We start from the raw sequence: 22,765 nt of genomic DNA, 5'->3' as shown, positions 1-22,765 counted from the left end.
TGCAGGCCTTTTGTCTTTGAACAGCACGGCTATCCAAAGGAGCGATTGCATCATGTCGAACGTACCTAATCACGAAGTGCCTTCCTATCTCGTCCCGCACGGCATCGGTCCGTGGGGCGTCTATCTCGAACAGATCGACCGCGTCACGCCCCACCTGGGCTCGCTGGCCCGCTGGGTGGAAACCCTGAAGCGTCCCAAGCGCATCCTGGTGGTCGACGTGCCCATCGAGCGCGACGACGGCACCATTGCCCACTTCGAGGGCTATCGCGTGCAGCACAACACCTCGCGCGGTCCCGGCAAGGGCGGTGTGCGTTTCCACCAGGATGTGACGCTGTCCGAAGTGATGGCCCTGTCGGCCTGGATGACCATCAAGAATGCCGCCGTGAACGTGCCCTATGGCGGTGCCAAGGGTGGTATCCGTGTCGATCCCAAGACGCTCTCCCGTGGCGAGTTGCAGCGCATGACGCGCCGCTACACCAGCGAGATCGGCATCATCATCGGCCCCAACAAGGACATCCCGGCTCCGGACGTGAACACTGATTCGCAGATCATGGCCTGGATGATGGATACCTACTCCATGAACCAGGGCAGCACGTCCTCGGGCGTGGTCACCGGCAAGCCCATCTCCCTGGGCGGCAGCCTGGGCCGCCATGAAGCCACCGGTCGTGGCGTCTTCGTGGTCGGTTGCGAAGCCGCTGCCAAGCGCGGCATGGACATCAAGGATGCCAAGGTCGCGGTGCAAGGTTTCGGCAACGTCGGCGGCATCGCTGCGCGCCTGTTCGCTGAAGCCGGTTCCAAGGTGGTGGCGGTGCAGGACCACGTGACCACCGTCTTCAATGCCGGTGGCCTGGATGTGCCGGCACTGCAGGCTTACGTGGCCAGGAATGGCAGCGTCAAGGGCTTCGAAGGTGCGGATGAAATCACCGACCGCGCCCAATTCTGGTCGGTCGACTGCGACATTCTGGTGCCTGCCGCACTGGAACAGCAGATCACCGAAGCCAACGCCAATCACATCAAGGCCAAGATCATCCTGGAAGGCGCCAACGGCCCGACCACCCCGGCCGCCGATGACATCCTGCGCGACAAGGGCGTGCTGATCGTGCCGGACGTGATCGCCAACGCCGGTGGCGTGACGGTGAGCTACTTCGAATGGGTGCAGGACTTCTCCAGCTTCTTCTGGACCGAAGATGAAATCAACCTGCGCCTGACCCGCATCATGCGCGAAGCCTTCGCCGCCGTATGGCAGCTGGCCGAAGAGAAGAACGTGTCGCTGCGTACCGCGGCCTTCATCGTGGCGTGTACCCGCGTGCTGCAGGCGCGTGAAATGCGCGGCCTGTATCCGTGATGCAGTGATGCTGTAAAAAAAACGGTCCGGCGAGCACCGGACCACCACGGCCAAAGACGGCGGCGCACTGCGCCACAGACCGTCGGCCGCATGATTCCAGAGCACTCTGGTTCGGAGGAGACGTGGTTGCTGTGCGCATGCGCACCGCAGGCCAACCAGCCTTGCGGCGCAAGATCTTCAGTGACGGACCCGGCATCAACATGCCGGGCGCTGCCGCATGTGCGGTTGATTCGGCACATGCGGCAGCCTGCCATGCCGATGTCGTGCACGTTATCGGACGGTGTGGTTTTGACCTGTCTCTTCACGTTTGCCGCACTCGCATTCGCCGCACTGGCGCTGGCTTCCATTCTTCCCTGCACGTTCCTGCATATCGCCCCGCAAGCGGCGTCCCCACTGGCTCTGCGCTGGTGCCTCCGGCTTCTGCCCATTCCCCGATCACCACTGTCATGATGCTGCCTGCCGCAGTACGCCCATGCGCTCGCGTGCTGCGTGCGGATGGCGTTTCTGGCATGGATATTGCTGAAAGGAATGGGGTTGCTGCCGTGCTGCCGACGTCCTCTTCAGGGCTTCCTGCGAGGTGCGAAACCCTCCTCATTGCGTCGGATCGTGGTACCGCCGCCATGAGGGTTTCTGCGGATTGCCAGACCGGGCGGCATATGTCGTACAATGCGCCCGCCGACAGTTGCGCTCGGGTAATTTGCCAGTCTGCGCTTCACCGAGGGGGTGGTCATCGCCAGAGATCGCCAGTGGTGGAGCAAACAAAGCTGGCAAAGAACTGTGTTAGCACACAGAATAGGCGACACGGCAGAGAACAATAACAGGCTCGTCAATACGGCCGGCCAGCCCGGTAGGGGCAGCGCGCAAGCGGATTCGCTACCAGGCCATTTGAACCGTTACGTAAAAAATTTTTCCAGGAGGTCACACAATGAAGTTATTGAAGCTAGCAGGGGTTTTGGTTGGGGCAAGCGTACTGATGAGCTCGGTGCATGCTGAGGAATTCACCGGCCGTCTGAAGAAGATCAAGGACTCGGGCACCCTGACGCTGGGCGTGCGCGATTCGTCAATTCCCTTCTCCTATCTGGACGACAAGCAGTCCTACCAGGGCTACTCGATCGACCTGTGCCTGAAGGCCGCGACCGCGATCCAGAAGAAGCTGGGCCTGACCTCGCTGAACATCAAGATGGTGCCGGTGACCTCGGCCACCCGCATCCCGCTGATCGCCAACGGTACCACCGACATCTCCTGCGACTCCGCGACCAACAACCAGGAACGTTGGAACCAGGTGGCCTTCTCGGTGACCGAGTTCGTGACCGCCAACAAGTTCCTGTCCAAGAAGTCGGCCAACCTGAAGACGCTGGATGACCTGAAGGGCAAGACCGTGGTCTCGACCTCCGGTACGTCCAACCTGAAGCAGATCACCGCACTGAACGCCGAACGCAACCTGGGCATGAACATCCTGGCTGCCAAGGACCACGCCGAAGCCTTCCTGATGGTGGAAACCGGCCGTGCCGCGGCCTTCGTGATGGACGACATCCTGCTGTCCTCGCTGGCCGCCAACTCCAAGGCCCCGGCTGACTACCAGGTTTCCTCGGAAGCCCTGTCGGTCGAGCCGTACGGCCTGATCCTGCCGAAGGGCGACAACGACTTCAAGAAGGTCGTCGACGAAGCCCTGACCGTGGTCTACAAGGGTGACGACATCAAGAAGATCTACGCGAAGTGGTTCCAGTCGCCGATCCCGCCCAAGGGTGTCAACCTGAACGTGCCGATGAGCCCGCAGCTGCAAGCCGTTCTGGCCAAGCCGACCGACTCCTACGATCCGGCTGCCTACGCTGTCGTGCCGGAAGCGCAGAAGAACCTGGGCAAGAAGAAGTAAAAGCGCATTGCTTCGTGCAATCGAACGAAACGGGGGCCTGTCCCCCGTTTTGTTTAGCCGGAACTGTCCCGCTTGCCTTGCGGCAATGCCGGGGCGGCCAAGGCGCTGAACCAACAAGAAGCGGCGCGGCATTTGCCTGGTGACCGCGCCCGAGAACACAGACTTCGAACCACAGACGAGGCCATTTATGCATTACAACTGGAATTGGGGAATCTTCTGGGAGATGTCTCCCGATGGCATCCCCTACATTGACACGCTGCTGGCGGGCCTGAAATGGACCCTGGCCACAGCCGCCTGCGCCTGGATCATGGCACTGGTCCTGGGCACCATCTTCGGTACCCTGCGTACCACCACCAAACCTTGGGTGGTGCGCATTGCCAACGGTTATGTGGAACTGTTCCGCAACATTCCGCTGCTGGTCCAGATGTTCCTGTGGTACTTCGTGGTGCCGGAACTGCTGCCCAGCGCCATCGGTGACTGGATCAAGAGCCTGCCGGATGCGTCCTTCGTGACCGCGACCCTGGCCCTGGGTTTCTTCACCTCTTCCCGTGTGGCCGTGCAGGTGACCACCGGCATCCAGGCGCTGCCGCGCGGCCAGCGCATGGCGGGTGCCGCCCTGGGCCTGACCCCGGTGCAGACCTATCGCTACGTGCTGCTGCCGATGGCCTTCCGCATCATCATCCCGGCACTGACCAACGAGTTCGCCGCCATCATCAAGAACAGCTCGGTAGCACTGACCATCGGCCTGGTGGAACTGACTGCCGCAACCTACTCGATGCGCGAATTCACTTTCCAGACCTTCGAGGCGCTCAGCGGTGCCACGATCATCTATCTGATCATTTCCGTGATCGCGCTGTTGATGGCGCGCCTGCTGGAAAAGGTCACCGCCGTTCCGGGCTACATCACCGGCGGCAGCACCAGCGCAGGAGGGCATTGATCCATGTTCAGCAATTTCGATTTCGACGTCATCCAGCGCTCGTGGGTCTACCTCTTCACGACCGGCCTGAAGTTCACGCTCATTCTGACCTTCTCGGCCATGCTGGGCGGGATCATCCTGGGCACGCTGCTGGCCATGATGCGCCTGTCGTCCAACAAGCCGCTGTCGTTCATCGCGACCACCTACGTCAACCTGATCCGCTCCATTCCGCTGGTGCTGGTGATCTTCTGGTTCTACTTCCTGGTGCCCTTCATCGGTGCCTGGATCATTGGTGCCTCCGAACCCATCCAGGTCGGTGCGTTCCAGTCGGCCCTGATCACCTTCATCCTGTTTGAAGCCGCGTATTATTGCGAGATCATGCGTTCGGGCATCCAGTCCATTCCGCGCGGGCAAGTGTTCGCCGGCTATGCGATCGGCATGAACTACTGGCAGATGATGGGCAACGTGGTGCTGCCGCAGGCCTTCCGCAACATGACCCCGATCCTCCTGACTCAGACCATCGTGCTGTTCCAGGACGTCTCGCTGGTCTACGTGCTGGGCTCGGTGCCGGACTTCGTGACCAGCGCTTCCAAGATCGCGCAGCGTGATGGCCGCCTGGTGGAAATGTATCTCTTCGTGGCCGTGGTGTATTTCGTGCTGAGCTTTGGCCTGTCGCAACTGGTCAAGCGCTTCCAGAAGAAGATCGCCATCATCCGCTAAATGTTTTTGACGGCCGCCGCCCGCGCTTTGTGGCGCCAGGCTGGCTGCCAGTGAATCCAGAATTCAGAAATCCAGGAGAATCAAATGATCGAACTCAACAATGTCAGCAAGTGGTACGGCAGCTTCCAGGTCCTGACCGACTGCTCGACCTCCGTCAAGAAGGGCGACGTGGTGGTGGTGTGCGGCCCGTCCGGTTCCGGCAAGTCCACGCTGATCAAGACCGTCAACGGCCTGGAGCCGTTCCAGAAAGGCACCATCACCGTCGATGGCGTCTCCGTCGGCGACCCCAAGACCAACCTGTCCAAGCTGCGCGCGCGCATCGGCATGGTGTTCCAGAACTTCGAACTGTTCCCGCACCTCTCCATCCGCGAGAACCTGACCATCGGCCAGATCAAGGTGCTGGGCCGCTCCAAGGAAGAGGCCACTGAAAAGGGCTTGAAGTACCTGGACCGCGTGGGCCTGCTGGCGCACAAGGACAAGTTCCCCGGCCAGCTCTCCGGCGGCCAGCAGCAGCGTGTGGCGATTGCCCGCGCGCTGTCGATGGACCCGATCGCCATGCTGTTCGATGAACCGACCTCGGCGCTGGATCCGGAAATGATCAATGAAGTGCTCGACGTCATGGTCGGCCTGGCCCAGGAAGGCATGACCATGATGGTCGTGACCCACGAAATGGGCTTCGCCCGCAAGGTCGCCAACCGTGTGGTGTTCATGGACAAGGGCCTGGTCGTGGAAGATTGCGCCAAGGATGAGTTCTTCGCCTCGCCGCGTTCGGAACGCGCACGCGACTTCCTGGCCAAGATCATCACCCACTGATCGCACGCATTCGCATCGCGGCAAGGGCTGCCCCGGCAACGGGGCGGCCCTTGTCGTTTGTGCCAGGTCAAAAGCGGGTCAGGGCTTGCCCTCCGGGGTGCTTGACGGCTACGGTAGAATGTCGCCCTTGAAGACATCGCGGCTGGCTCTCCACAGCCCGCATCGGCCGGGATGCCTTGCCTGATCCGTAATCCTCAGACCGACACCACTCCAAGACCGAAAGATCCGCAATGAGTAACGTACTGACCATCACCCGCCCGGACGACTGGCACCTGCACCTGCGCGACGGCGCCACCATGCAGGACGTGCTGCCGCATACGGCACGCCAGTTCGCACGCGCCATCGTCATGCCCAACCTGAAGCCGCCGGTGACCACCACTGCGCAGGCCGGTGCGTATCGCGATCGCATCCTGGCCGCCTTGCCCGCAGGCATGTCCTTCGAGCCGCTGATGGTGCTCTACCTGACCGACAACACCCCGCCCGAGGAAATCCGCCGTGCCAAGGAAAGCGGTTTCGTCAAGGCCGTGAAGCTCTATCCGGCCGGTGCCACCACCAACTCCGACGCCGGCGTGACCGACCTGTCGAAGTGCTACAAGACCCTGGAGGTGCTGCAGGAAGTGGGCATGCCCTTCCTGGTCCACGGTGAAGTAACCGACCCCGAGATCGACCTGTTCGACCGCGAAGCCGTCTTCATCGACCGCATCATGAAGCCGCTGCGCCAGGCCATGCCGGAACTGAAGGTGGTCTTCGAGCACATCACCACCAAGGAAGCGGCCGACTACGTGCTGGCCGGCGAAGGCCCGACGGCCGCTACCATCACGGCGCACCATTTGCTGTTCAACCGCAACGAGATCTTCAAGGGCGGCATCCGTCCGCACTACTACTGCCTGCCGGTCCTCAAGCGCGAGACTCATCGCAAGGCGCTGGTGGCGGCAGCCACTTCGGGCAATGACAAGTTCTTCCTCGGTACCGATTCGGCCCCGCACGCCAAGGGTGCCAAGGAACACGCCTGTGGCTGCGCCGGTTGCTACACCGCGCTGCATGCACTGGAGCTGTATGCCCAGGCCTTCGACAGCGCCGGTGCGCTGGACAAGTTCGAAGCCTTTGCCAGTTTCAACGGTCCGGACTTCTACAACCTGCCGCGCAATACCGGCACCGTCACCTTGCAGCGCGAGACCTGGGCCATTCCCGCCGAGCTGCCCATGGGCGATGCCACGGTGGTGCCGCTGTCGGCAGGCGAACAGATCCACTGGAAGATGGTCTGATCCGTTTCAGGGATCAGCCGTATTCCTTCGTCCCCGGTCCGCGCGCCCAGGCGGCGCGGCCGGGATGTCCATCACAACGAGAGAAAGGCGAGCTGTATGCAAGTCGTCGATGAACTGATTACCGATTTCGACAAGGCGCTGCGCGTGATCAGCGGCGTGGTGTTCGAGAGCCGTCCCAACCCGGGACGCGGCCTGCCGGACGGTGTCATGAACGAGGCCGAGAAGCGCCACGCGGCCGGGCTGATGCGGGTCAACAACGTGGGCGAGGTCTGTGCTCAGGCGCTCTACGATGCCCAGGGCCGCTTCGCCCAGACGGAAGATATCAAGGCGGCCTTCAAGCGCGCCGGCATCGAGGAAGAGGATCACCTCGCCTGGACCGCCGAACGCCTGCGCGAACTGGGGTCGCATACCAGCCTGCTCAATCCGCTGTGGTATGGCGGCGCCTATGTGCTGGGCAGCATCGCCGCACGGCTGGGCGATGCGCGCAATCTTGGCTTCGTCTCCGAGACCGAGCGCCAGGTCGAGCACCACCTGCTGGGCCACCTGGACAAGCTGCCGGCCCAGGACAACCGCTCGCGCGCCATCGTCGACCAGATGCGCCTGGATGAGATCGAGCACGGCCAGGCCGCACGTGACCTGGGCGCAGCCGAAGTGCCGGCACCGGTCCGTGGGCTGATGAAGGCCATGGCCAAGGTCATGACCACGGTGGCTTACCGGGTCTGAACCCGGACGGCAAGCGGATCGCCGGACATGAAAAAAGCGGCCTCGGCCGCTTTTTTTTCTTGCTGCATCCTGCCCCGAAACTTACTGCTGCTGGGCGGCTGCAGAGGAGATATCGGTGAGGTCGTCGATGATCTCGAAGGAGTGCGTGATCTCGGCCGTCTTCTCCAGCATGATCGAGGCCGAGCAATATTTGTCGTGGGACAGCTTGATGGCGCGCTCGACCACGTTGGTCTTGAGGTTGCGGCCACGCACGACGAAGTGGAAATGAATCTTGGTGAACACCTTGGGATCGGTCTCGGCGCGCTCGGACTTGAGGGTCACGTCGCAGCCGCGCACGTCCTGGCCGCTCTTGCGCAGGATCACCACCACGTCATAGGCGGTGCAGCCACCGGTACCGGCCAGCACCACTTCCATCGGACGCGGGGCCAGGTTGCGGCCGCCGCCATCGGGCGCGCCATCCATCGTCAGCAGGTGGCCCGAACCGGTTTCCGCGGTGAAGGTCATGCCGGACAAGCCGGTCCAACGTACTGTGCATTCCATCTGTCTCGTCCCAATCGGTTCAATGAAGCTGCGTATTGTAGCTTTTGACGCGCATACCTGCAGCCGGTACAGGGGAGGGCATGTGAAGCTCCGTGATTTTTGCGCTGCGGAAAAATTGTCGAATGAATATTCATCTATCGCGTTTCCACTGTGCTTTCAGCAACTTGTAACCCAGCAGTGACGCCGCTTGCAGACAGTTACAAATTTATTCGCCTCGCGTTATTGCGTTGCACAAACCGCTTTGCTATATTGAATTCAACGGAAGTTTTTGCAGCACGTAACGATGTCTCCTCCACCCTCCTCATTGGTGTGGATTAAACCCGGAACCTCAGTGTCCGGGTTTTTTTTGTCCTTTTTTCGCCAAGCTTGGCCAAAGTGCGACGCAAAGTTGTGCCACCGGCAATGAAATGCAGTCTTCCAGCGATAAAACCCCGGCAAATTGCCGGATTGACGCCACAATCCCCCGAAACCTTTTGACGCTAAGTCCTTGAAAAGGCTATACTTGCCGGCTTTCCCATGCGCTCGGGAAGATAAAAGGATGAGTCCGCGAAGCGAAGTACCCAGGACAGCAGGCATCCGCCGGCTGGCCCGCATGAGCGGAACCGCCATTTGAGCGTTTATATATTGATAGAGAAAGTCAAACATGAAGACCTTTTCCGCTAAAGCCCATGAGGTTCAGCGCGAGTGGTTCGTGATTGACGCGACGGACTTGGTCCTCGGACGTGTTGCCAGCGAAGTGGCACTCCGACTGCGCGGCAAGCACAAACCCGAATTCACTCCGCACGTCGATACCGGTGACTTCATCGTCGTCGTCAACGCAGGCAAGCTGCGCGTGACCGGCACCAAGGCCACTGAGAAGACCTATTTCCGCCACAGCGGTTATCCGGGCGGCATCTACGAAACCAACTTCCTGAAGATGCAACAGCGTTTCCCCGGCCGTGCGCTGGAGAAGGCCGTCAAGGGCATGCTGCCCAAGGGTCCGCTGGGCTACGCCATGATCAAGAAGCTGAAGGTTTATGCAGATGGCAACCATCCGCACGCCGCGCAGCAACCGAAACCCCTCGCCCTCTAAGGAACAGACATGATCGGTAACTACAATTACGGAACCGGCCGTCGCAAGAGTGCAGTGGCGCGTGTTTTCATCAAGGCAGGTTCGGGCAACATCATCGTCAATGGCAAGCCCGCCGCTGAGTACTTCTCCCGCGAAACCGGCCTGATGGTGATCCGTCAGCCGCTGGAACTGACCGGCAACGTCGAACGTTTCGACATCAAGGTGAACGTCCACGGTGGCGGCGAATCCGGCCAGGCCGGCGCTGTTCGCCACGGCATCACCCGCGCCCTGATCGACTACGACGCCGGCCTGAAGTCGGCTCTGTCGAACGCAGGCTTCGTCACCCGTGACGCGCGTGAAGTCGAACGTAAGAAGGTTGGTCTGCGCAAGGCACGTCGCGCAAAGCAATTCTCGAAGCGTTAATCGTTTCTTGCATTACGGAAAGCCGTCGGCATCTGTGCCGGCGGCTTTTTGCTTTTATGCGTTGTCGCTGCAGGTGTGGCTTGCTTGCGCAACGTCTCGTAGTGTGACGATAATTTCGGCTATTTGCGGAAATTACTGTCCGAGCGGAAATCAGCGGGAAATATTCTCCTGCTAAAATTGACCGCTTTTCAGCGTGCCATGCACGCGCGTCCGGCGCTCGTCCGCCACGGCGTTTTCTCTTCGCCTTTTCTCGCAAGGAACAGACATGATCAAGGTAGGTATCGTTGGCGGAACCGGTTACACCGGCGTCGAATTGCTGCGTATTTTTGCGACTCACCCGCAAGCCCGGGTGGAGGCCGTGACCTCGCGCAAGGAAGACGGCATGCCGGTATCCGAGATGTATCCCTCCCTGCGCGGCCGCGTCGATGTGGCCTTTTCCTCGCCCGACAAGGCGCGCCTGACCGACTGCGACGTGGTCTTCTTCGCCACCCCGCACGGCGTGGCCATGGCCCAGGCCCCGGAACTGGTGGCCGCCGGCGTGAAGGTGATCGACCTCGCCGCGGACTTCCGCATGCAGGATGTGGCCGCCTTCGAGAAGTGGTACAAGCTGCCGCACAGCTGCACTGACCTGCTCAAGGAAGCCGCCTACGGCCTGCCCGAACTGAACCGTGAGGCCATCCGCAAGGCGCGCGTGGTGGGCAATCCGGGCTGCTATCCGACCACCATGCAGCTTGGCTTCGCACCTCTGCTGAAGGCCGGCGTGATCGATGCCTCGCACCTGATCGCCGACTGCAAGTCCGGTGTCTCCGGTGCCGGCCGCAAGGCGGAACTGAGCCTGTTGTTCTCGGAAGCCTCGGACAACTTCAAGGCTTATGGCGTCTCCGGCCATCGCCACTCGCCCGAAACCATCGAATGCCTGTCGCACCTGACCAGCGACAAGGTCGGCCTGCTGTTCACGCCGCACCTGGTGCCGATGATCCGTGGCATGCATTCCACCCTGTACGCCCGCCTGACCAAGGACATCGACAACGCCGCCCTGCAGGCCCTGTTCGAAGACGCCTACAAGGACGAGCCCTTCGTCGACGTGCTGCCCTTCGGTTCGCATCCCGAGACCCGCACCACGCGCGCTTCCAACATGCTGCGCCTGGCTGTGCATCGTCCGGACAATGGCGACACGGTGGTGGTGCTGGTGGTCCAGGACAACCTGGTCAAGGGCGCTTCCGGCCAGGCCGTGCAGTGCATGAACCTGATGTTCGGTCTGGAAGAAACCAGCGGCCTGCAGCAGGTCCCGGTCCTGCCGTGAAGTACCGCTTGTGGCGTCGGCGCATGACGATTTCTGCGCCGAAGATGACCATCAAGCGCCATCTGCCGCTGCCGCTGCTGATCCTTCTGTGGGCAGCGGTGGTGGCCGTGGGCGCGGCGGCGGCGGTCTGGACTTACCAGCTTGGCCGCAACAACCTGCCCGGTCTGCATGGCGATGCCGGCGAGCAGATCGAGCAGCTGAGCGAACAGGTCAAGAAGCTGACCGCAGAAAATGAGCGCTTGCAATCTGCCTCCAACGCGTCGCAAAATGAACTGAAGATTGCCCAGACGGCGCAAGCCACGCTGGCGACCCAGGTCAAGAACATGGAGGCGGAAATCAACCGCCAGAAGGAAGATCTGGCCTTCTTCGACAGCCTGCTGCCGACCAACCTGGGCGCACCCGGCATCACCATCCAGCGCTTCAAGGCCGAACAGGCCGCGCCCAACCAGCTGCGCTATCGCGTGCTGGTCATGCAAGGTGGTGGGGGAACGCAACAGTTTGCAGGAAACCTGCAGCTTAGTGTCAATATGGTGCAGGGCGGCAAAGGTGTTACCATCAACTTCCCGGAAGGCAATTCCGCTGACCAGGCGCGCTATCGGCTCGCATTCAAGTATTACCAGCGGGTCGAAGGCCTGCTGACCATTCCCGAAGGTGCCATCGTGAAGTCGGTGGCAGTCCGAGTTCTCGACCGCGGCCAGGTGCGTGCCCAGCAGTCGGTAGATCTGTGAGGTGATTCCATGTTTACACGCAAGACCAAAAGCACGATCGACAGCCTGATCGGCATGTCCACCAGCATCACGGGCGATGTCGGCTTCAAGGGCGGCCTGCGCATTGACGGTGCCATCACCGGCAACATCAACGCCGAAACCGGCCAGCCCAGCGTGCTGGTCATCTCGGAGCACGCCAAGGTGGTCGGCGAGGTGCGCGCGGCTCACCTGATCGTCAACGGCGAGATCGTCGGCGATGTCCACTCAACCGAACTGCTGGAGCTGCAGCCCAAGGCTCGCATTACCGGCAATGTCTTCTACAAGGCGCTGGAGATGCATGGCGGGGCACTGGTCTCCGGCAAGCTCAGCCATGACCAGCAGGTCGAGACGCCGGTGCTGAAGCTGGCTGCATCGTCGGAAGCATGAAAATCCGCAAGCGCTTATAATGGCTTTATCGATCTAATGTATTGATCCGCCTCAAGCCCAGCAGGAGCCCGAAATGAATGCCGTAGCCGAACTGCAACAAACCGACATGCCCGCCCCGATCAACTTCAGCGACAGCGCAGCCGCCAAGGTGGCCCAGCTGATCGAGGAAGAAGGCAATCCCGACCTGAAATTGCGCGTCTTCGTGCAGGGCGGCGGTTGCTCGGGTTTCCAGTACGGTTTCACCTTTGATGAAATCGTCAACGAAGACGACACCACGATGAGCAAGAACGGCGTCCAGCTGTTGATCGACTCGATGAGCTACCAGTACCTGGTGGGCGCCGAGATCGACTACAAGGACGACCTGGAAGGCGCGCAATTCGTCATCAAGAACCCGAACGCCACGACCACTTGCGGTTGCGGCTCCTCGTTCTCGGTGTAAGCGCCGCCAGACTCCCCGCCTGGTGCAGCTTTGCGGGGAGATGAAGAAAAAGGACGCCTCGGCGTCCTTTTTTCATGTCCTGAAGCTTCATATCGCCCTGGACCCACCGCGCGGCGGGCGTTTCCGGGAACGGCCAGGCGCCACCGGAAATGCCCGCACCAGCGTCAGCCCAGTTCGGTGAAGGCCTTGGCCGCAGCGGCGATGGTTTCCTCGATGATGGCATCGCTGTGCTGGGCCGAGACAAAGCCGGCTTCGAAGGCCGAAGGCGCGAAGTACACGCCCGCATCCAGCATCTTGTGGAAGAAGCGGTTGAAGCGTTCCTTGTCGCCCTGCATCACCTCGGCATAGCTGGTGGGCACCTTGGCATCGAAGTAGAGGCCGAACATGCCGCCGATGGCATCGGCGGCGAAGTTCACGCCGGCTGCCTTGGCGGCAGCGGCGAGGCCATCGGCCAGCTTGCGGGTCTGGGCCGTCAGATGGGTGTAGAAGTCCGGCTGCTGGATGATCTTCAGGGTCGCCATGCCGGCCGCCACCGTCACGGGGTTGCCCGAGAGGGTACCGGCCTGGTAGACGCCACCCAGCGGTGCCAGATGCTTCATCACCTCGGCGCGGCCACCAAAAGCGGCCACCGGCAGGCCACCGCCGATCACCTTGCCCAGCGCAGTCAGGTCGGGAACGATGCCGTTCAATTCCTGGGCGCCGCCACGTGCCACGCGGAAGCCCGACATCACTTCATCGAAGATCAGGATGGCGCCGTATTCGGTACACAGGCGGCGCATGGTGCGCAGGAATTCATCCGAAGCACGCACCAGGTTCATGTTGCCCGCCACCGGTTCCACGATCACGCAGGCGATCTCGTTGCCGGCATTCTTGAAGGCCTCTTCCAGCTGGGCGGCGTTGTTGTAGTCCAGCACCAGGGTGTGCTTGGCGAAGTCTTCAGGAACCCCGGCCGAGGTCGGATTGCCGAATGTCAGCAAGCCGCTGCCAGCCTTCACCAGCAGGGAATCGGCGTGACCATGGTAGCAGCCTTCGAACTTGATGATCTTGTCGCGGCCGGTGGCGCCACGGGCCAGGCGCAGCGCGCTCATGGTGGCTTCGGTGCCGGAGGAGACCAGGCGGATCTGCTCGATGGAGGGCACCAGCTTGATGATCTCTTCCGCCATCTCGATTTCAGCCTCGGTCGGTGCGCCGAAGGACAGGCCGCATGCAGCTGCCTGCTGTACCGCCTTGACCACTTCCGGATGGGCGTGGCCGACGATGGCGGGGCCCCAGGAGCCGATGTAGTCGATGTAGCGCTTGCCTTCGGCATCCCAGAACCAGGGGCCTTCGGCGCGTTCGATGAAGCGCGGGGTGCCGCCTACCGAGCGGAAGGCGCGTACCGGGGAATTGACGCCGCCCGGCGTGCTTTGCTGGGCGCGGGCGAACAGGGATGCATTGGTCTTGGTCATGAGTGTGCGGACGATACCGTCCGGATGCAGTGAATCAGTTGATGGAAGGCGGCGCGTCCAGATCGGCGGGATCTTCCGATTCGCGCGCCCAGAAATAGCGGTCGGGCAGCAGCTTGCCCATGCCGATGCGCTGCGCATTGGCCAGCGCGGCCAGCGTGAACTCCTGCGCTTCGGACGCCGCCAGCGGCACTTCCAGGTCATTGGCCAGCATCGCTGCCATGGCCGCCGAGAGCGTGCTGCCGGCACCGACGAAGGAGCCCGGCAGGCGCGGCCAGGCATCCTGGCGCACCAGGCCGGATTCGTCGAAGAGCGAATTGGCCACTTCCTGCAGGTCGGTCTGGGTATTGGTCACCAGCAGGTATTCGCAGCCCATTTCGATGATGCGCATCGCATCCAGCTCCAGCGCATCGCCCGGCACTGGCTCGCGCCAGGTTTCGGCCAGGCGGGTCAGTTCGCTGGCCGAGCAGATCAGCACCGTGGCCTGCGGGATCAGCAGTTCGCGGATGGCGATCAGGCGATCATCCTCGTCTTCCTGGTTGGCCAGGGCACTGATGAAGGGATCCAGGATCAGCGGCACGTCGGGATAGTCGGAGACGATCTCGGCAATCACCGAGATGTTCTCGATGCTGCCCAGCGCACCGACCTTGAAGGCGGCTACTGCCATGTCTTCCAGGATCACGCGGGCCTGGTCGGCGACCCAGTCGACGTCGACCACCTGCACGTCTTCGACGCGGGCGGTGTCGCCGATGAGCAAAGCCGTCACCACCGACAAACCGTGGCAGCCCATAGCGGCGAAAGTGGCGAGATCGGCCTGGACGCCCGTGGCGCCGACCGGATCAGCTGCGCCGAAGCTGAGGATGAGGGGAGGAGTTTGGTTTTGCACGTCGAGTAGATTAAGATAGCTGACTTAGCATTTTACTTGATTGATTTTAGGGATAGTCAGCCGTGACGAATAGCAGCCAAACCGAATTCAAAACCTGGATGTGCCTGATCTGTGGTTGGATCTACGACGAAGAAGCAGGCCTGCCCGAAGAAGGCATCGCCCCGGGCACCCGCTGGGACGACGTGCCCATCAACTGGACCTGCCCGGAATGCGGCGCCCGCAAGGAAGATTTCGAGATGGTTGCCATCTGATCGCTTCCTGATCGCCTGCACCGCCGCCGACGGCTTCGGCATTGCGTCCCGCGGCCATCTGCCCGGCAGTACGCTGGCGGCGCTTCCTTAGCCGGGAGTTGCCGCCCACCCTCCTGTTTTCCTGCCTTACGGGATTTGATCTACATCAAACTCTCGCTTTGTCACGGTTTTCGTCGCGTTTTCCCATCATTTTTTTCTGCCTGCTGGTGCCATGTCTTTGCCGGGCGGAAAAGCAGCGAACTTTTCTGGGTAAAATCGTGAACAGTACCAGCTTTGCCCGCATGACCGGATAACAGGACGCACAGACGTCCGCCCGGTCCCTGTGCGGCATCTCCCCCGACGGTCTTGTCCATTGAGCCCAGCCCCGCCAACGCGCCGCTGGCGCGCTTCGGCGTGCGCGCAAGCGTGCGGCGGCATGGCCTTTCTTAACCGTTTCATGAGGGCTGGTATGCCACACACCAAGGATTTCGTCATCAATGCGCCGGCCGCCCGCAGCTCTCCCGGCCTGCCGGAGCGCGAGGGACTGGAGCAGTTCCAGGCTTCGCTGCTGGCGCGCATGGCCGCTTCCGACAACGAAAGCATGCGCTCGCGCCGCCTGGCGGTCGCCATGGGCGAGCACTGCTATCTGGTCCCGCTGGCCCAGGCTGGCGAGATCGTTCCGCTGTCCGGCCTTGCCATCACCCCCGTACCCGCCACCCGCGACTGGTTTCGCGGCCTGCTCAACATCCGCGGCAGCCTGATCGGCCTGGCCGATCTCATGGGCCTGGCCGGTGCCGTCCCCCAGGAAATCGGCCGCAGCAGCCACGTCCTGCTGCTGGCTCACGGCCTGGCACCGCAATGTGGCTTGCTGGTGTCAAGGGTATTGGGACTGCGTGACATCACAGAAATGACAAAAATATCGAAAAATTACGATGCGGAAATTCCCTTGCTGGGCCTTGCCGGACGTTATAAAGACAGCGGTGGTCAGCAATGGGATGAACTGGACCTGTCGCTGCTGAGCCAGGACAGCCGTTTTCTGCAGATCGGCCGCTAGCAGCCGTGTCGCAAGCGACGCCGAGGCGGCCTCTGCAAGCCACTGCAGCTGCAGGCCTGAAAATCAGAAAAACCTGAGAAATCCAGAAGATCTGCGAGATCTGTAAAGAGGGAATAGGAACGCCGGCCATGGAACCGACCTTGCCGTATCTGTCGAAAAAGAAGCTCCCGGCCGCCCCTGGGGCCGGCACCGGGAGCGCTGCCGTGGCCGGAGGCGATCCAGGCCGGTCGGCCGGGCAGGGCGGCACTGGCCTGCGCCTGCCCTGGCTGCACCGTTATTCCCTGCGTACCCAGACCCGGGTGCTGCTGGGCGTGCTGGCGCTGTCGCTGGCGGCCCTGTGCCTGTTCATGTGGCTGGGCGCGCGCCTGTACCTGCTGGCGACCCTGCAGACCAACCTGGCGTCGGACCTGGTGATGCATTCCCAGCGCATCGGCAAGGCCGTGCCCAATGCCATCCAGGGCAATCCCCAAGCCTTCGTGCAGTTGGCGCAAAGCCGGCTCGAATTCAATCGCGGCCTGCTGCTGCTGAGCAGCGGCGGTCCGTATCAAGGGCAGAACATCGGCCTGCCCGATCCTGCGCTCAAGCCGGCGCTGGACAACGTGGCCCGCATGTGGCGTCGTACCGATCTGGCCGCCGAGACCATCCTCGGCATGGAAAAGGAATTGACCGGTTTCGGGACCACGCTCAAGCGCCTCAACCAGCTGCTGCCCGTGATGCTGGACCTGAGCGAGCAGATCGCCATGCTGCAGTCGCAGGGCCGGCCCACCACGCGCGAGATGGCCGCCGCCAGCCAGCTGGTGATGCTGACCCTGCGCCTGGGCCGCAGCTCCAATGAGTTCCTCACCTCCGACGGCGTCAATGCGGAAACTGCCTTCATGCTCGGCAAGGACATCACCGCTTTTGGCGACCTGTTGAAGAGCCTGCTGGAAGGCAATGAGATGCTGCGCCTGCGCGCAGCCACCGATGCCGACCTGCGCAGCAAGCTGCAGGAACTCACGCGGGTCTTCGGCGAGTACCAGCCGCAGATCGCCGGCATCCTCGGCAACCTGCAGAATTTCATCGCGGCCAAGCGCTCCGAGCAACTGGTGTTCATGGAAAACGAAACCTTGAAACGCCACCTCACCGAATTGCAGGAGGCCTACCGCGTCGCCCTGAAGGCGCGCTCCTGGACCTTCTGGGCCATGCTGTGCGCCATGGCAATGGCCCTGCTCAGTGCCATCGGCATCGCCCTGGTGCAATTGCAGAGCAGCCGCAACAATGCCGCCGCCGCCGAAGCCCGCCGCCAGGAAGCCGAACTGCAGCGCCAGCTGGCCCAGCAGGAAGAAGAAAAGGCCATGCGCGCCAATCATCTGACCCAGGCTGCCGTGCTGCGCCTGATGACCGAGCTGCAGCGCGTGGCCGATGGCGATCTGACGGTGCACACCACGGTCTCGGACGACGTCACCGGTGCCATTGCCGATTCCGTGAACTACACCGTGGAAGCCCTGCGCGGGCTGGTCGAACAGGTCACGCAGATGGCCGCCAAGGTGGCCTGGAGTTCCGAACACGTGCGCGGCACCACCACCGAGCTGGGGGCCGCTGCCCGTGCGCAGGCCCGGCGCATCCAGCGCATCGCCCAGGCCATGCTGGAAATGTCCAACCAGATCACCGGCATCTCGGTGTCGGCCGATGAATCCGCTGATGTGGCCCGCCACGCCGTGGTGGTGGCCGAGCGCGGCGCGCGTGCCGTGGAAGATGCAGTCAAGGCCATGGATGGCATCGGCGAGCAGATCCGCGAGACCTCCGAGCGCATCAAGCGTTTGGGTGCGTCCTCGCAGATGATCGGCGAGATCACCGACCTGATTTCGGATATCACTGAACGCACCAATGTGCTGGCCCTCAATGCCGCGATCCAGGCCGCCTCGGCCGGCGAGGCCGGGCGCGGCTTCTCGGTGGTGGCCGAGGAGGTGCAGCACCTGGCCGAGCGCTCCAGCGCCGCCACGCGCGAGATTGGCGCGCTGGTGCGCATGATCCAGGCCGATACCCGCGACGTGGTGGTGGCCATGGAAAAATCCACCAATGGCGTCACCGATGGTGCCGTGCTGTCGGACGCGGCCGGCAGCGCCCTGGCCGATATCCGCAGCGTCTCCAAGCGCCTGGCCGACCTGATCCAGGGCATGGCGGTATCGACCCGCGAACAGGCGGTCTCGGCCAATGGCGTGGCCCAGCAGATCCAGGGCATCCTGAGCGAGAACGACATCATCGAGCAGAGCCGCGAACAGGTCGCCACGCTCTATGAAGAACTGTGGGATGCGGCGCGCCAGCTGGAAAGCTCGGTCTCGCGTTTCCGCGTCAAAGTTTCCTGAGCCGGTGCTGCTGCCATGATCCTCGGTACCGACAACGCAGCAGTCCAGACTCAGGCCGGATCCGGCATCCGGTCCGGCGCGGGCGATGAGCGTCTGCGCGAGACCCTGCGTCCGCTGCTGGCCATCGTGCGCCAGCAAAGCGCCGCCTGGTGTGCCCGCCTCGACCAGCAGCAAGCGCGTCCCGGCCTGCCGGCACTGGTCCTGCGTACGCTGGCAGCGCTGCGTGACTATGCCGGTGCCAGCGGTGCTGCTGCCTTTGCCTCCTCCGCCTCGGCACTGCTGGAGACCTTGCAGCAGCAGGGCAGCGATGGCAGCTCACACGCAGGCACCCGCAGTCTGCTGGAAGCCGGCATCCATTCCCTGACCAGCCAGCTGGAAGGCCCGCTTGCCCCGGCCAGCGAACCGCAGGCACCGGAGCTGATCGATCCACTCCTGCTGCCGGTCTTCCTGGAAGAAGCACAAGAGCTCATCGCCGGTATCGGCGAGACCTTGCTGGTGCTGTCGGAGGGCGGACAGCCTGGTGCGGTCGATGCCAGTCTGCTGGCCGAACTGGCGCGCCCGCTGCATACGCTCAAGGGCAGTGCGCGCATGGTGGGGGCCTTGCACCTGAGCCGCTGCCTGCACGACATGGAAGGAGCCCTGCAGCGTCTCGGCGAGGGCAGCCCGGCCCCCCGGAGCGTGGCGGCGCTGCTGGCCTTGTATGACCAGGCCGTGGAGCATTTCAGTACGCTGGAACAAGGCATGGCCACGTTGTCGGCAACCGGCACACAGGCCGCTCCTTCCACCTTGCCCGGCACCGCAGCGGCAGAGGGGCGGCTGACCGCGCCCCTGGTCCGTATCCGTACCACCGTGCTGGACAAGCTGCTGAATCAGGTAGGTGAAGTTTCCATCAGCCGTGCCCAGCTGGACAACGAAATCGGGGCCCTGCAGGGCGACGCGCGCCTCTTGGGTGAAGAGTTGGACGCCATGGCACAGCAGCTGCAGCGATGGCAGCGCAGTTGGGAGCAGAGCAGCCTGCAGCCCCGGGACGAGGCCGCGACCGGCCTGACCGAACTGGCCAAGGCCATGGAAGCCGCCCTGGGTGCGGCCGTGGCGCGCCAGAAGCGGCTGCTGCAACGGGTGGTGAGAACCCGCGAAGGCCTGCGCCAGCAAGGCCGCACCACGCGCGAGCTGCAGCAGGAGCTGATGCATGCGCGCATGGTCAAGTTCAACAGCATGGAGCCGCGCATGCAGCACCTGGTGCGCCAGGTCGCGGCCGAAACCGGCAAGCCACTGGTACTGGACCTGTCGGACTGTCGGCTGCAAATCGACCGCGCCATCTTGGAACGCCTCATGGGCCCGCTGGAGCACCTGTTGCGCAATGCCGCCGTGCATGGCATCGAAGAAGCGCCGGTGCGCCGCGCGGCCTCCAAGCCGCCCAATGGCTGCCTGCGCATCCAGGCGGGGCACGAGGGCAATGAAGCCGTCATCCGCGTCAGCGACGACGGCCGCGGGCTGGACCTCGCCGCGATTCGCCACAAGGCGATGCAACGCGGATTGCCGGGCGTGGAACTGTGGAGCGAAACGCGCCTGGCCGAGCTGATCTTCGAACCCGGCTTCAGTACGCAATCGCAAGTCTCTGCCCTGGCCGGACGCGGCATCGGCATGGATGTGGTGCGCGCCGAAGTGGCGGCACTGGGCGGGCGCATGACGGTGCATTCGCGGCCCGGCCAGGGCGTGCTCTTCACGCTCTACCTGCCGCTCTCGCTGGCGGTGCAGCAGGTCTGCCTGCTGCATCACGGGCAGCAGCAGTACGCCATTCCTTCCACCCTCATCGACAGCGTCATCCAGTTGCGCAGCGACCAGGCGCGCCAGGCTCTGGCGCGGCGCGCGCTGGAGGTCCATGGCCGCGAGCTGCTGCTGCATCCGCTGCACGTCCTGCTGGACGAGCCGCCGCCGGTGCCGCTGCCGGGCACGAGTGATGCCGGTTCGGCCTTTGCCTTGCTCATCAAGAATGGCGATGAACTGATGGTCATCATGGCCGACCACGTCAGCGGCAACCGCGAAGTGGTGGTCAAGCCGGTCGGGCCGCAGGTGGCGACCTTGGCCGGCATGGTCGGGGCTACCGTACTGGGGGATGGGCAGATCGTGCTCATCATCAACCCGCTGCTGCTGGCCGGCTCGCGCCGCGTCGATGGCAGCGGCCGGGCGGCGGGCGTACAATAGCGGGCTTTGGCTGCGCGGCTGGCACGCCTGCCATTTGCCCCTGCATCGTCTTTCGCCCGAGGTCCGTCATCGACTCCACACTCGTCTCCATCCTGCTGGCCACCACCCTGGCCGGCGTGGTCAGCATTACCGCTGCGGCGGTGTTCTCCTTCGCGCTGCTGTCGAAGGTGGTCGAGCGCATGGTCAGCCTGTCGGTGGGCATCATGCTGTCGACCTCGCTGTTGCATGCGCTGCCGGAAGCCTTTGAATCGCAAGCCGAACCGCATACGCTCTTCGCGGTGCTGCTTGGTGGCCTGCTGGTGTTCTTCCTGCTGGAGAAGACGGCCATCCTGCGCCACTCGCACCACCACGAAGACGATGGCCACGGCCATCACCACGGTCACGACAAGAAGGAAGCCGGCAAGGCCGGCTGGATGATCCTGGTCGGCGACGGCCTGCACAATTTCACCGATGGCATCCTGATTGCGGCGGCTTTCCTGGCGGATCCGCACCTGGGCCTGGTCACCGGACTGGCCATCATCGCGCATGAGATCCCGCAGGAAATCGGTGACTTCATCGTGCTGCTCAATGCCGGTTTTTCGCGCACCCGCGCCTATGTCTACAACCTCATCTGCAGCCTGATGGCGGTGGCCGGCGGCGTGCTGGGCTACTTCATGCTGGAACGCGGCATGGAGTGGATTCCCTTCGTGCTGGTGTTTGCCTCCTCGGGCTTCATCTACATCGCCGTTTCCGATTTGATGCCGCAGATGCAGCGCCGCGCCACGCTGCGCGAGACGATCCCGCAGGTGATCCTGATTGCAGCGGGCGTGCTGATCGTGCTGGCACTGACGCATCAGGCGCACGTTCACTGAGGGCATCCGGCCGCGCGGACGTATCGCGTTGCCGGCGCAATATCCAGCGCATGCCCACGCTGCAGACCAGGCCCAGCAGGCCGAAGAACAACAAGAGATCCTGGAGCACGATCCATCCTTTCATCGCCTGAAGGCGGGGTTGCGGATGGCTTCACTGTAGGGGTGCCGCGCGCGGTACGCCAATATCAAATCAGCCGGCCCGCCATCTCGAAACGAGATGGATGCGCCGGCGAAACCGGGCAGGGGAGAACAGCATGATTTCCATCCGGCAGTTGCGCTACTTCGTCGAGATCGTCGAGGCACGCGGCTATACCCGCGCGTCCGAGCGCCTCTTCATCGCACAATCAGCGTTGAGCCGCCAGATCAAGGAGCTGGAAGCAGACCTCGATGTGCTGCTCATCAAGCGCGAGGCCAAGGCCTTCGAGCTGACCCAGGCGGGCCAGGATTTCTATGAACGCAGCCGCCGCATCCTGCTCGACCTGGACCGCGCCGTAGCGCAGGCACGCACCATCGGCAAGGGCGAGCACGGGGCCTTGCGCCTGCTGCACTCCAGCTCGGTGCCGCTGTCGGCACCGCTGGGTCCGACCCTCAATGCTGCGTTGAAGGATTTCCCCGGCATCTCGCTGGAAATCTCGCAGGCTCCCTCCGAATACCAGGCCCGCGAGATCGTCGAAGGCAGTGCCGATATCGGCCTGGCGCGTTTGCCCATCCTGCGCGCGCATCCGAATCTGGAGAGCACCGTGCTCTACCGTGAGCGTCTGGTGGCGGCCGTACCTGCCACCCATCGACTGGCCGCGCGCAGCGAAGTGGAGATTGCGGAATTGCGGGATGAATTCTTCGTGACGGTGCCGCACCGCGATCGCGGCGGGCTGAGTTATCTGGTGGCCGAGCGCTGTATTGCGCACGGTTTCTATCCGCGTGTGGCGCGTGCCACCTCGCGCAAGAATTCCTTGCTGAGCCTGGTCAATGCGGGCTTCGGCATCGCTGTCGTACCGCAGAGCATGGCCAGTATTTCACTCTCGGCGGGCGTCAGTTTTCCCGCGCTCAAGGATGCCGATTTCCATTCGGAGGTGGCCCTGCTGCGCCGACGCGATGCGCCGGCCATGGTGCAGCAGTTCGTGGAAGCTTTCGTGGCCCGCCTGCAGGAGGCGGGGATCACGGGAATGACAGGTAGCGTGGCACCCGACCTGCCATAGGGTGCCGCA

24 protein-coding genes are annotated in these 22,765 nt (G+C 63.0%); 19 read left to right on the top strand and 5 right to left on the bottom strand.

Annotated elements, in window-relative coordinates:
- The first annotated feature begins 52 nt into the window (after positions 1-52).
- The 7 genes from ACWFUC_RS25635 to coq7 all read left to right on the top strand — a co-directional run bounded on the left by ACWFUC_RS25635 (position 53) and on the right by coq7 (position 7,655).
- The gene (locus tag ACWFUC_RS25635) at positions 53-1,345 is read left to right on the top strand and encodes a Glu/Leu/Phe/Val family dehydrogenase (protein WP_489623756.1); all 1,293 of its coding nucleotides are present in this window, start codon (positions 53-55) and stop codon (positions 1,343-1,345) included.
- A gap of 925 nt (positions 1,346-2,270) precedes the next feature.
- Positions 2,271-3,218 carry an amino acid ABC transporter substrate-binding protein gene (locus tag ACWFUC_RS25630; protein WP_121043861.1) on the top strand — a complete coding sequence of 316 codons (948 nt, stop codon included), beginning with the start codon at positions 2,271-2,273 and terminating at the stop codon, positions 3,216-3,218.
- Positions 3,219-3,405: 187 nt separating this feature from the next.
- The gene (locus tag ACWFUC_RS25625) at positions 3,406-4,155 is read left to right on the top strand and encodes an amino acid ABC transporter permease (RefSeq protein WP_134223288.1); all 750 of its coding nucleotides are present in this window, start codon (positions 3,406-3,408) and stop codon (positions 4,153-4,155) included.
- Positions 4,156-4,158: 3 nt separating this feature from the next.
- The gene (locus ACWFUC_RS25620; RefSeq protein WP_039786895.1) at positions 4,159-4,854 is read left to right on the top strand and encodes an amino acid ABC transporter permease; all 696 of its coding nucleotides are present in this window, start codon (positions 4,159-4,161) and stop codon (positions 4,852-4,854) included.
- A gap of 84 nt (positions 4,855-4,938) precedes the next feature.
- Complete coding sequence (locus ACWFUC_RS25615) at positions 4,939-5,667, top strand: amino acid ABC transporter ATP-binding protein (protein WP_008331909.1); 729 nt, start codon at positions 4,939-4,941, stop codon at positions 5,665-5,667.
- 230 nt (positions 5,668-5,897) lie between these two features.
- Entirely contained in the window at positions 5,898-6,932 is a 1,035-nt protein-coding gene (pyrC, locus tag ACWFUC_RS25610; protein ID WP_034329873.1) for a dihydroorotase, read from the top strand.
- A gap of 96 nt (positions 6,933-7,028) precedes the next feature.
- Positions 7,029-7,655: a 2-polyprenyl-3-methyl-6-methoxy-1,4-benzoquinone monooxygenase gene (gene coq7 / locus ACWFUC_RS25605; protein ID WP_489623754.1), complete on the top strand. Its 627-nt coding sequence runs from the start codon at positions 7,029-7,031 to the stop codon at positions 7,653-7,655.
- A gap of 81 nt (positions 7,656-7,736) precedes the next feature.
- Here coq7 and ACWFUC_RS25600 read toward each other — a convergent pair whose 3' ends face one another.
- Both ACWFUC_RS25600 and ACWFUC_RS25595 read right to left on the bottom strand, forming a co-directional pair.
- Positions 7,737-8,195 carry an OsmC family protein gene (locus ACWFUC_RS25600; protein ID WP_489623753.1) on the bottom strand — a complete coding sequence of 153 codons (459 nt, stop codon included), beginning with the start codon at positions 8,193-8,195 and terminating at the stop codon, positions 7,737-7,739.
- Positions 8,196-8,450: 255 nt separating this feature from the next.
- Positions 8,451-8,840: a hypothetical protein gene (locus ACWFUC_RS25595; protein WP_134136562.1), complete on the bottom strand. Its 390-nt coding sequence runs from the start codon at positions 8,838-8,840 to the stop codon at positions 8,451-8,453.
- Here ACWFUC_RS25595 and rplM point away from each other — a divergent pair.
- The 6 genes from rplM to erpA all read left to right on the top strand — a co-directional run bounded on the left by rplM (position 8,839) and on the right by erpA (position 12,544).
- Complete coding sequence (gene rplM, locus ACWFUC_RS25590; RefSeq protein WP_013235788.1) at positions 8,839-9,267, top strand: 50S ribosomal protein L13; 429 nt, start codon at positions 8,839-8,841, stop codon at positions 9,265-9,267. The two genes, ACWFUC_RS25595 and rplM, sit on opposite strands and share 2 nt — an antisense overlap.
- A gap of 9 nt (positions 9,268-9,276) precedes the next feature.
- On the top strand, positions 9,277-9,669 hold the full coding sequence (rpsI, locus tag ACWFUC_RS25585) for a 30S ribosomal protein S9 (RefSeq protein WP_006461968.1): 393 nt from the start codon (positions 9,277-9,279) through the stop codon (positions 9,667-9,669).
- Positions 9,670-9,934: 265 nt separating this feature from the next.
- On the top strand, positions 9,935-10,972 hold the full coding sequence (gene argC / locus ACWFUC_RS25580) for an N-acetyl-gamma-glutamyl-phosphate reductase (RefSeq protein ID WP_489623752.1): 1,038 nt from the start codon (positions 9,935-9,937) through the stop codon (positions 10,970-10,972).
- Positions 10,973-10,995: 23 nt separating this feature from the next.
- On the top strand, positions 10,996-11,700 hold the full coding sequence (locus tag ACWFUC_RS25575; RefSeq protein ID WP_121044014.1) for a DUF6776 family protein: 705 nt from the start codon (positions 10,996-10,998) through the stop codon (positions 11,698-11,700).
- A gap of 9 nt (positions 11,701-11,709) precedes the next feature.
- A complete protein-coding gene (locus tag ACWFUC_RS25570; RefSeq protein ID WP_039786903.1) occupies positions 11,710-12,105 on the top strand; it encodes a bactofilin family protein in 396 nt (131 codons plus the stop codon).
- A 73-nt stretch (positions 12,106-12,178) separates the two neighbouring features.
- On the top strand, positions 12,179-12,544 hold the full coding sequence (erpA, locus tag ACWFUC_RS25565; protein ID WP_008331898.1) for an iron-sulfur cluster insertion protein ErpA: 366 nt from the start codon (positions 12,179-12,181) through the stop codon (positions 12,542-12,544).
- Between the two features lie 164 nt (positions 12,545-12,708).
- Here erpA and hemL read toward each other — a convergent pair whose 3' ends face one another.
- Together hemL and thiD are read right to left on the bottom strand one after the other, a co-directional pair.
- The gene (hemL, locus tag ACWFUC_RS25560; protein ID WP_489623751.1) at positions 12,709-13,992 is read right to left on the bottom strand and encodes a glutamate-1-semialdehyde 2,1-aminomutase; all 1,284 of its coding nucleotides are present in this window, start codon (positions 13,990-13,992) and stop codon (positions 12,709-12,711) included.
- Between the two features lie 34 nt (positions 13,993-14,026).
- A complete protein-coding gene (gene thiD, locus ACWFUC_RS25555) occupies positions 14,027-14,875 on the bottom strand; it encodes a bifunctional hydroxymethylpyrimidine kinase/phosphomethylpyrimidine kinase (RefSeq protein ID WP_489623750.1) in 849 nt (282 codons plus the stop codon).
- Positions 14,876-14,973: 98 nt separating this feature from the next.
- Between thiD and ACWFUC_RS25550 the strand changes: the two genes are divergently transcribed.
- Complete coding sequence (locus ACWFUC_RS25550) at positions 14,974-15,126, top strand: rubredoxin (protein WP_006461975.1); 153 nt, start codon at positions 14,974-14,976, stop codon at positions 15,124-15,126.
- A gap of 161 nt (positions 15,127-15,287) precedes the next feature.
- Here the strand turns inward: ACWFUC_RS25550 and ACWFUC_RS25545 are convergent, their stop codons facing one another.
- Positions 15,288-15,479 carry a hypothetical protein gene (locus ACWFUC_RS25545; RefSeq protein WP_489623749.1) on the bottom strand — a complete coding sequence of 64 codons (192 nt, stop codon included), beginning with the start codon at positions 15,477-15,479 and terminating at the stop codon, positions 15,288-15,290.
- A 95-nt stretch (positions 15,480-15,574) separates the two neighbouring features.
- Here ACWFUC_RS25545 and ACWFUC_RS25540 point away from each other — a divergent pair, with 95 nt between their 5' ends.
- From ACWFUC_RS25540 to ACWFUC_RS25520, 5 genes are all read left to right on the top strand, one after another.
- Positions 15,575-16,159, top strand: a complete 585-nt coding sequence (locus ACWFUC_RS25540; RefSeq protein ID WP_489623748.1) for a chemotaxis protein CheW — start codon at positions 15,575-15,577, stop codon at positions 16,157-16,159.
- A 128-nt stretch (positions 16,160-16,287) separates the two neighbouring features.
- Complete coding sequence (locus ACWFUC_RS25535; RefSeq protein ID WP_489623747.1) at positions 16,288-18,504, top strand: methyl-accepting chemotaxis protein; 2,217 nt, start codon at positions 16,288-16,290, stop codon at positions 18,502-18,504.
- Between the two features lie 15 nt (positions 18,505-18,519).
- Entirely contained in the window at positions 18,520-20,709 is a 2,190-nt protein-coding gene (locus ACWFUC_RS25530) for a chemotaxis protein CheA (protein ID WP_489623746.1), read from the top strand.
- A 116-nt stretch (positions 20,710-20,825) separates the two neighbouring features.
- Positions 20,826-21,560, top strand: coding sequence for a ZIP family metal transporter (locus tag ACWFUC_RS25525; protein WP_034330510.1), 735 nt, complete (start codon positions 20,826-20,828; stop codon positions 21,558-21,560).
- A 254-nt stretch (positions 21,561-21,814) separates the two neighbouring features.
- Positions 21,815-22,756: a LysR family transcriptional regulator gene (locus ACWFUC_RS25520; protein ID WP_134136567.1), complete on the top strand. Its 942-nt coding sequence runs from the start codon at positions 21,815-21,817 to the stop codon at positions 22,754-22,756.
- Positions 22,757-22,765 lie beyond the last annotated feature (9 nt).

The sequence above is a fragment of the Herbaspirillum sp. Her4 genome (genome assembly GCF_057961335.1).
Note: the sequence above shows the minus strand (reverse complement) of the source record. Positions and strands in the feature narration are given on the sequence as shown.

Bases quoted from the DNA above. Each gene is read 5' to 3' on its own strand.
- coq7 (WP_489623754.1), top strand. From the start codon at position 7,029: ATGCAAGTCGTCGATGAACTGATTACCGATTTCGACAAGGCGCTGCGC.
- ACWFUC_RS25530 (WP_489623746.1), top strand. From the start codon at position 18,520: ATGATCCTCGGTACCGACAACGCAGCAGTCCAGACTCAGGCCGGATCC.
- erpA (WP_008331898.1), top strand. From the start codon at position 12,179: ATGAATGCCGTAGCCGAACTGCAACAAACCGACATGCCCGCCCCGATC.
- argC (WP_489623752.1), top strand. From the start codon at position 9,935: ATGATCAAGGTAGGTATCGTTGGCGGAACCGGTTACACCGGCGTCGAA.
- ACWFUC_RS25620 (WP_039786895.1), top strand. From the start codon at position 4,159: ATGTTCAGCAATTTCGATTTCGACGTCATCCAGCGCTCGTGGGTCTAC.
- ACWFUC_RS25535 (WP_489623747.1), top strand. From the start codon at position 16,288: ATGGAACCGACCTTGCCGTATCTGTCGAAAAAGAAGCTCCCGGCCGCC.
- ACWFUC_RS25540 (WP_489623748.1), top strand. From the start codon at position 15,575: ATGCCACACACCAAGGATTTCGTCATCAATGCGCCGGCCGCCCGCAGC.
- rplM (WP_013235788.1), top strand. From the start codon at position 8,839: ATGAAGACCTTTTCCGCTAAAGCCCATGAGGTTCAGCGCGAGTGGTTC.
- ACWFUC_RS25635 (WP_489623756.1), top strand. From the start codon at position 53: ATGTCGAACGTACCTAATCACGAAGTGCCTTCCTATCTCGTCCCGCAC.
- ACWFUC_RS25600 (WP_489623753.1), bottom strand. From the start codon at position 8,195: ATGGAATGCACAGTACGTTGGACCGGCTTGTCCGGCATGACCTTCACC.
- rpsI (WP_006461968.1), top strand. From the start codon at position 9,277: ATGATCGGTAACTACAATTACGGAACCGGCCGTCGCAAGAGTGCAGTG.
- ACWFUC_RS25550 (WP_006461975.1), top strand. From the start codon at position 14,974: ATGTGCCTGATCTGTGGTTGGATCTACGACGAAGAAGCAGGCCTGCCC.
- ACWFUC_RS25630 (WP_121043861.1), top strand. From the start codon at position 2,271: ATGAAGTTATTGAAGCTAGCAGGGGTTTTGGTTGGGGCAAGCGTACTG.
- ACWFUC_RS25545 (WP_489623749.1), bottom strand. From the start codon at position 15,479: ATGGACAAGACCGTCGGGGGAGATGCCGCACAGGGACCGGGCGGACGT.
- ACWFUC_RS25570 (WP_039786903.1), top strand. From the start codon at position 11,710: ATGTTTACACGCAAGACCAAAAGCACGATCGACAGCCTGATCGGCATG.
- hemL (WP_489623751.1), bottom strand. From the start codon at position 13,992: ATGACCAAGACCAATGCATCCCTGTTCGCCCGCGCCCAGCAAAGCACG.
- ACWFUC_RS25595 (WP_134136562.1), bottom strand. From the start codon at position 8,840: ATGTTTGACTTTCTCTATCAATATATAAACGCTCAAATGGCGGTTCCG.
- ACWFUC_RS25625 (WP_134223288.1), top strand. From the start codon at position 3,406: ATGCATTACAACTGGAATTGGGGAATCTTCTGGGAGATGTCTCCCGAT.
- ACWFUC_RS25520 (WP_134136567.1), top strand. From the start codon at position 21,815: ATGATTTCCATCCGGCAGTTGCGCTACTTCGTCGAGATCGTCGAGGCA.
- ACWFUC_RS25615 (WP_008331909.1), top strand. From the start codon at position 4,939: ATGATCGAACTCAACAATGTCAGCAAGTGGTACGGCAGCTTCCAGGTC.
- pyrC (WP_034329873.1), top strand. From the start codon at position 5,898: ATGAGTAACGTACTGACCATCACCCGCCCGGACGACTGGCACCTGCAC.
- ACWFUC_RS25575 (WP_121044014.1), top strand. From the start codon at position 10,996: ATGACGATTTCTGCGCCGAAGATGACCATCAAGCGCCATCTGCCGCTG.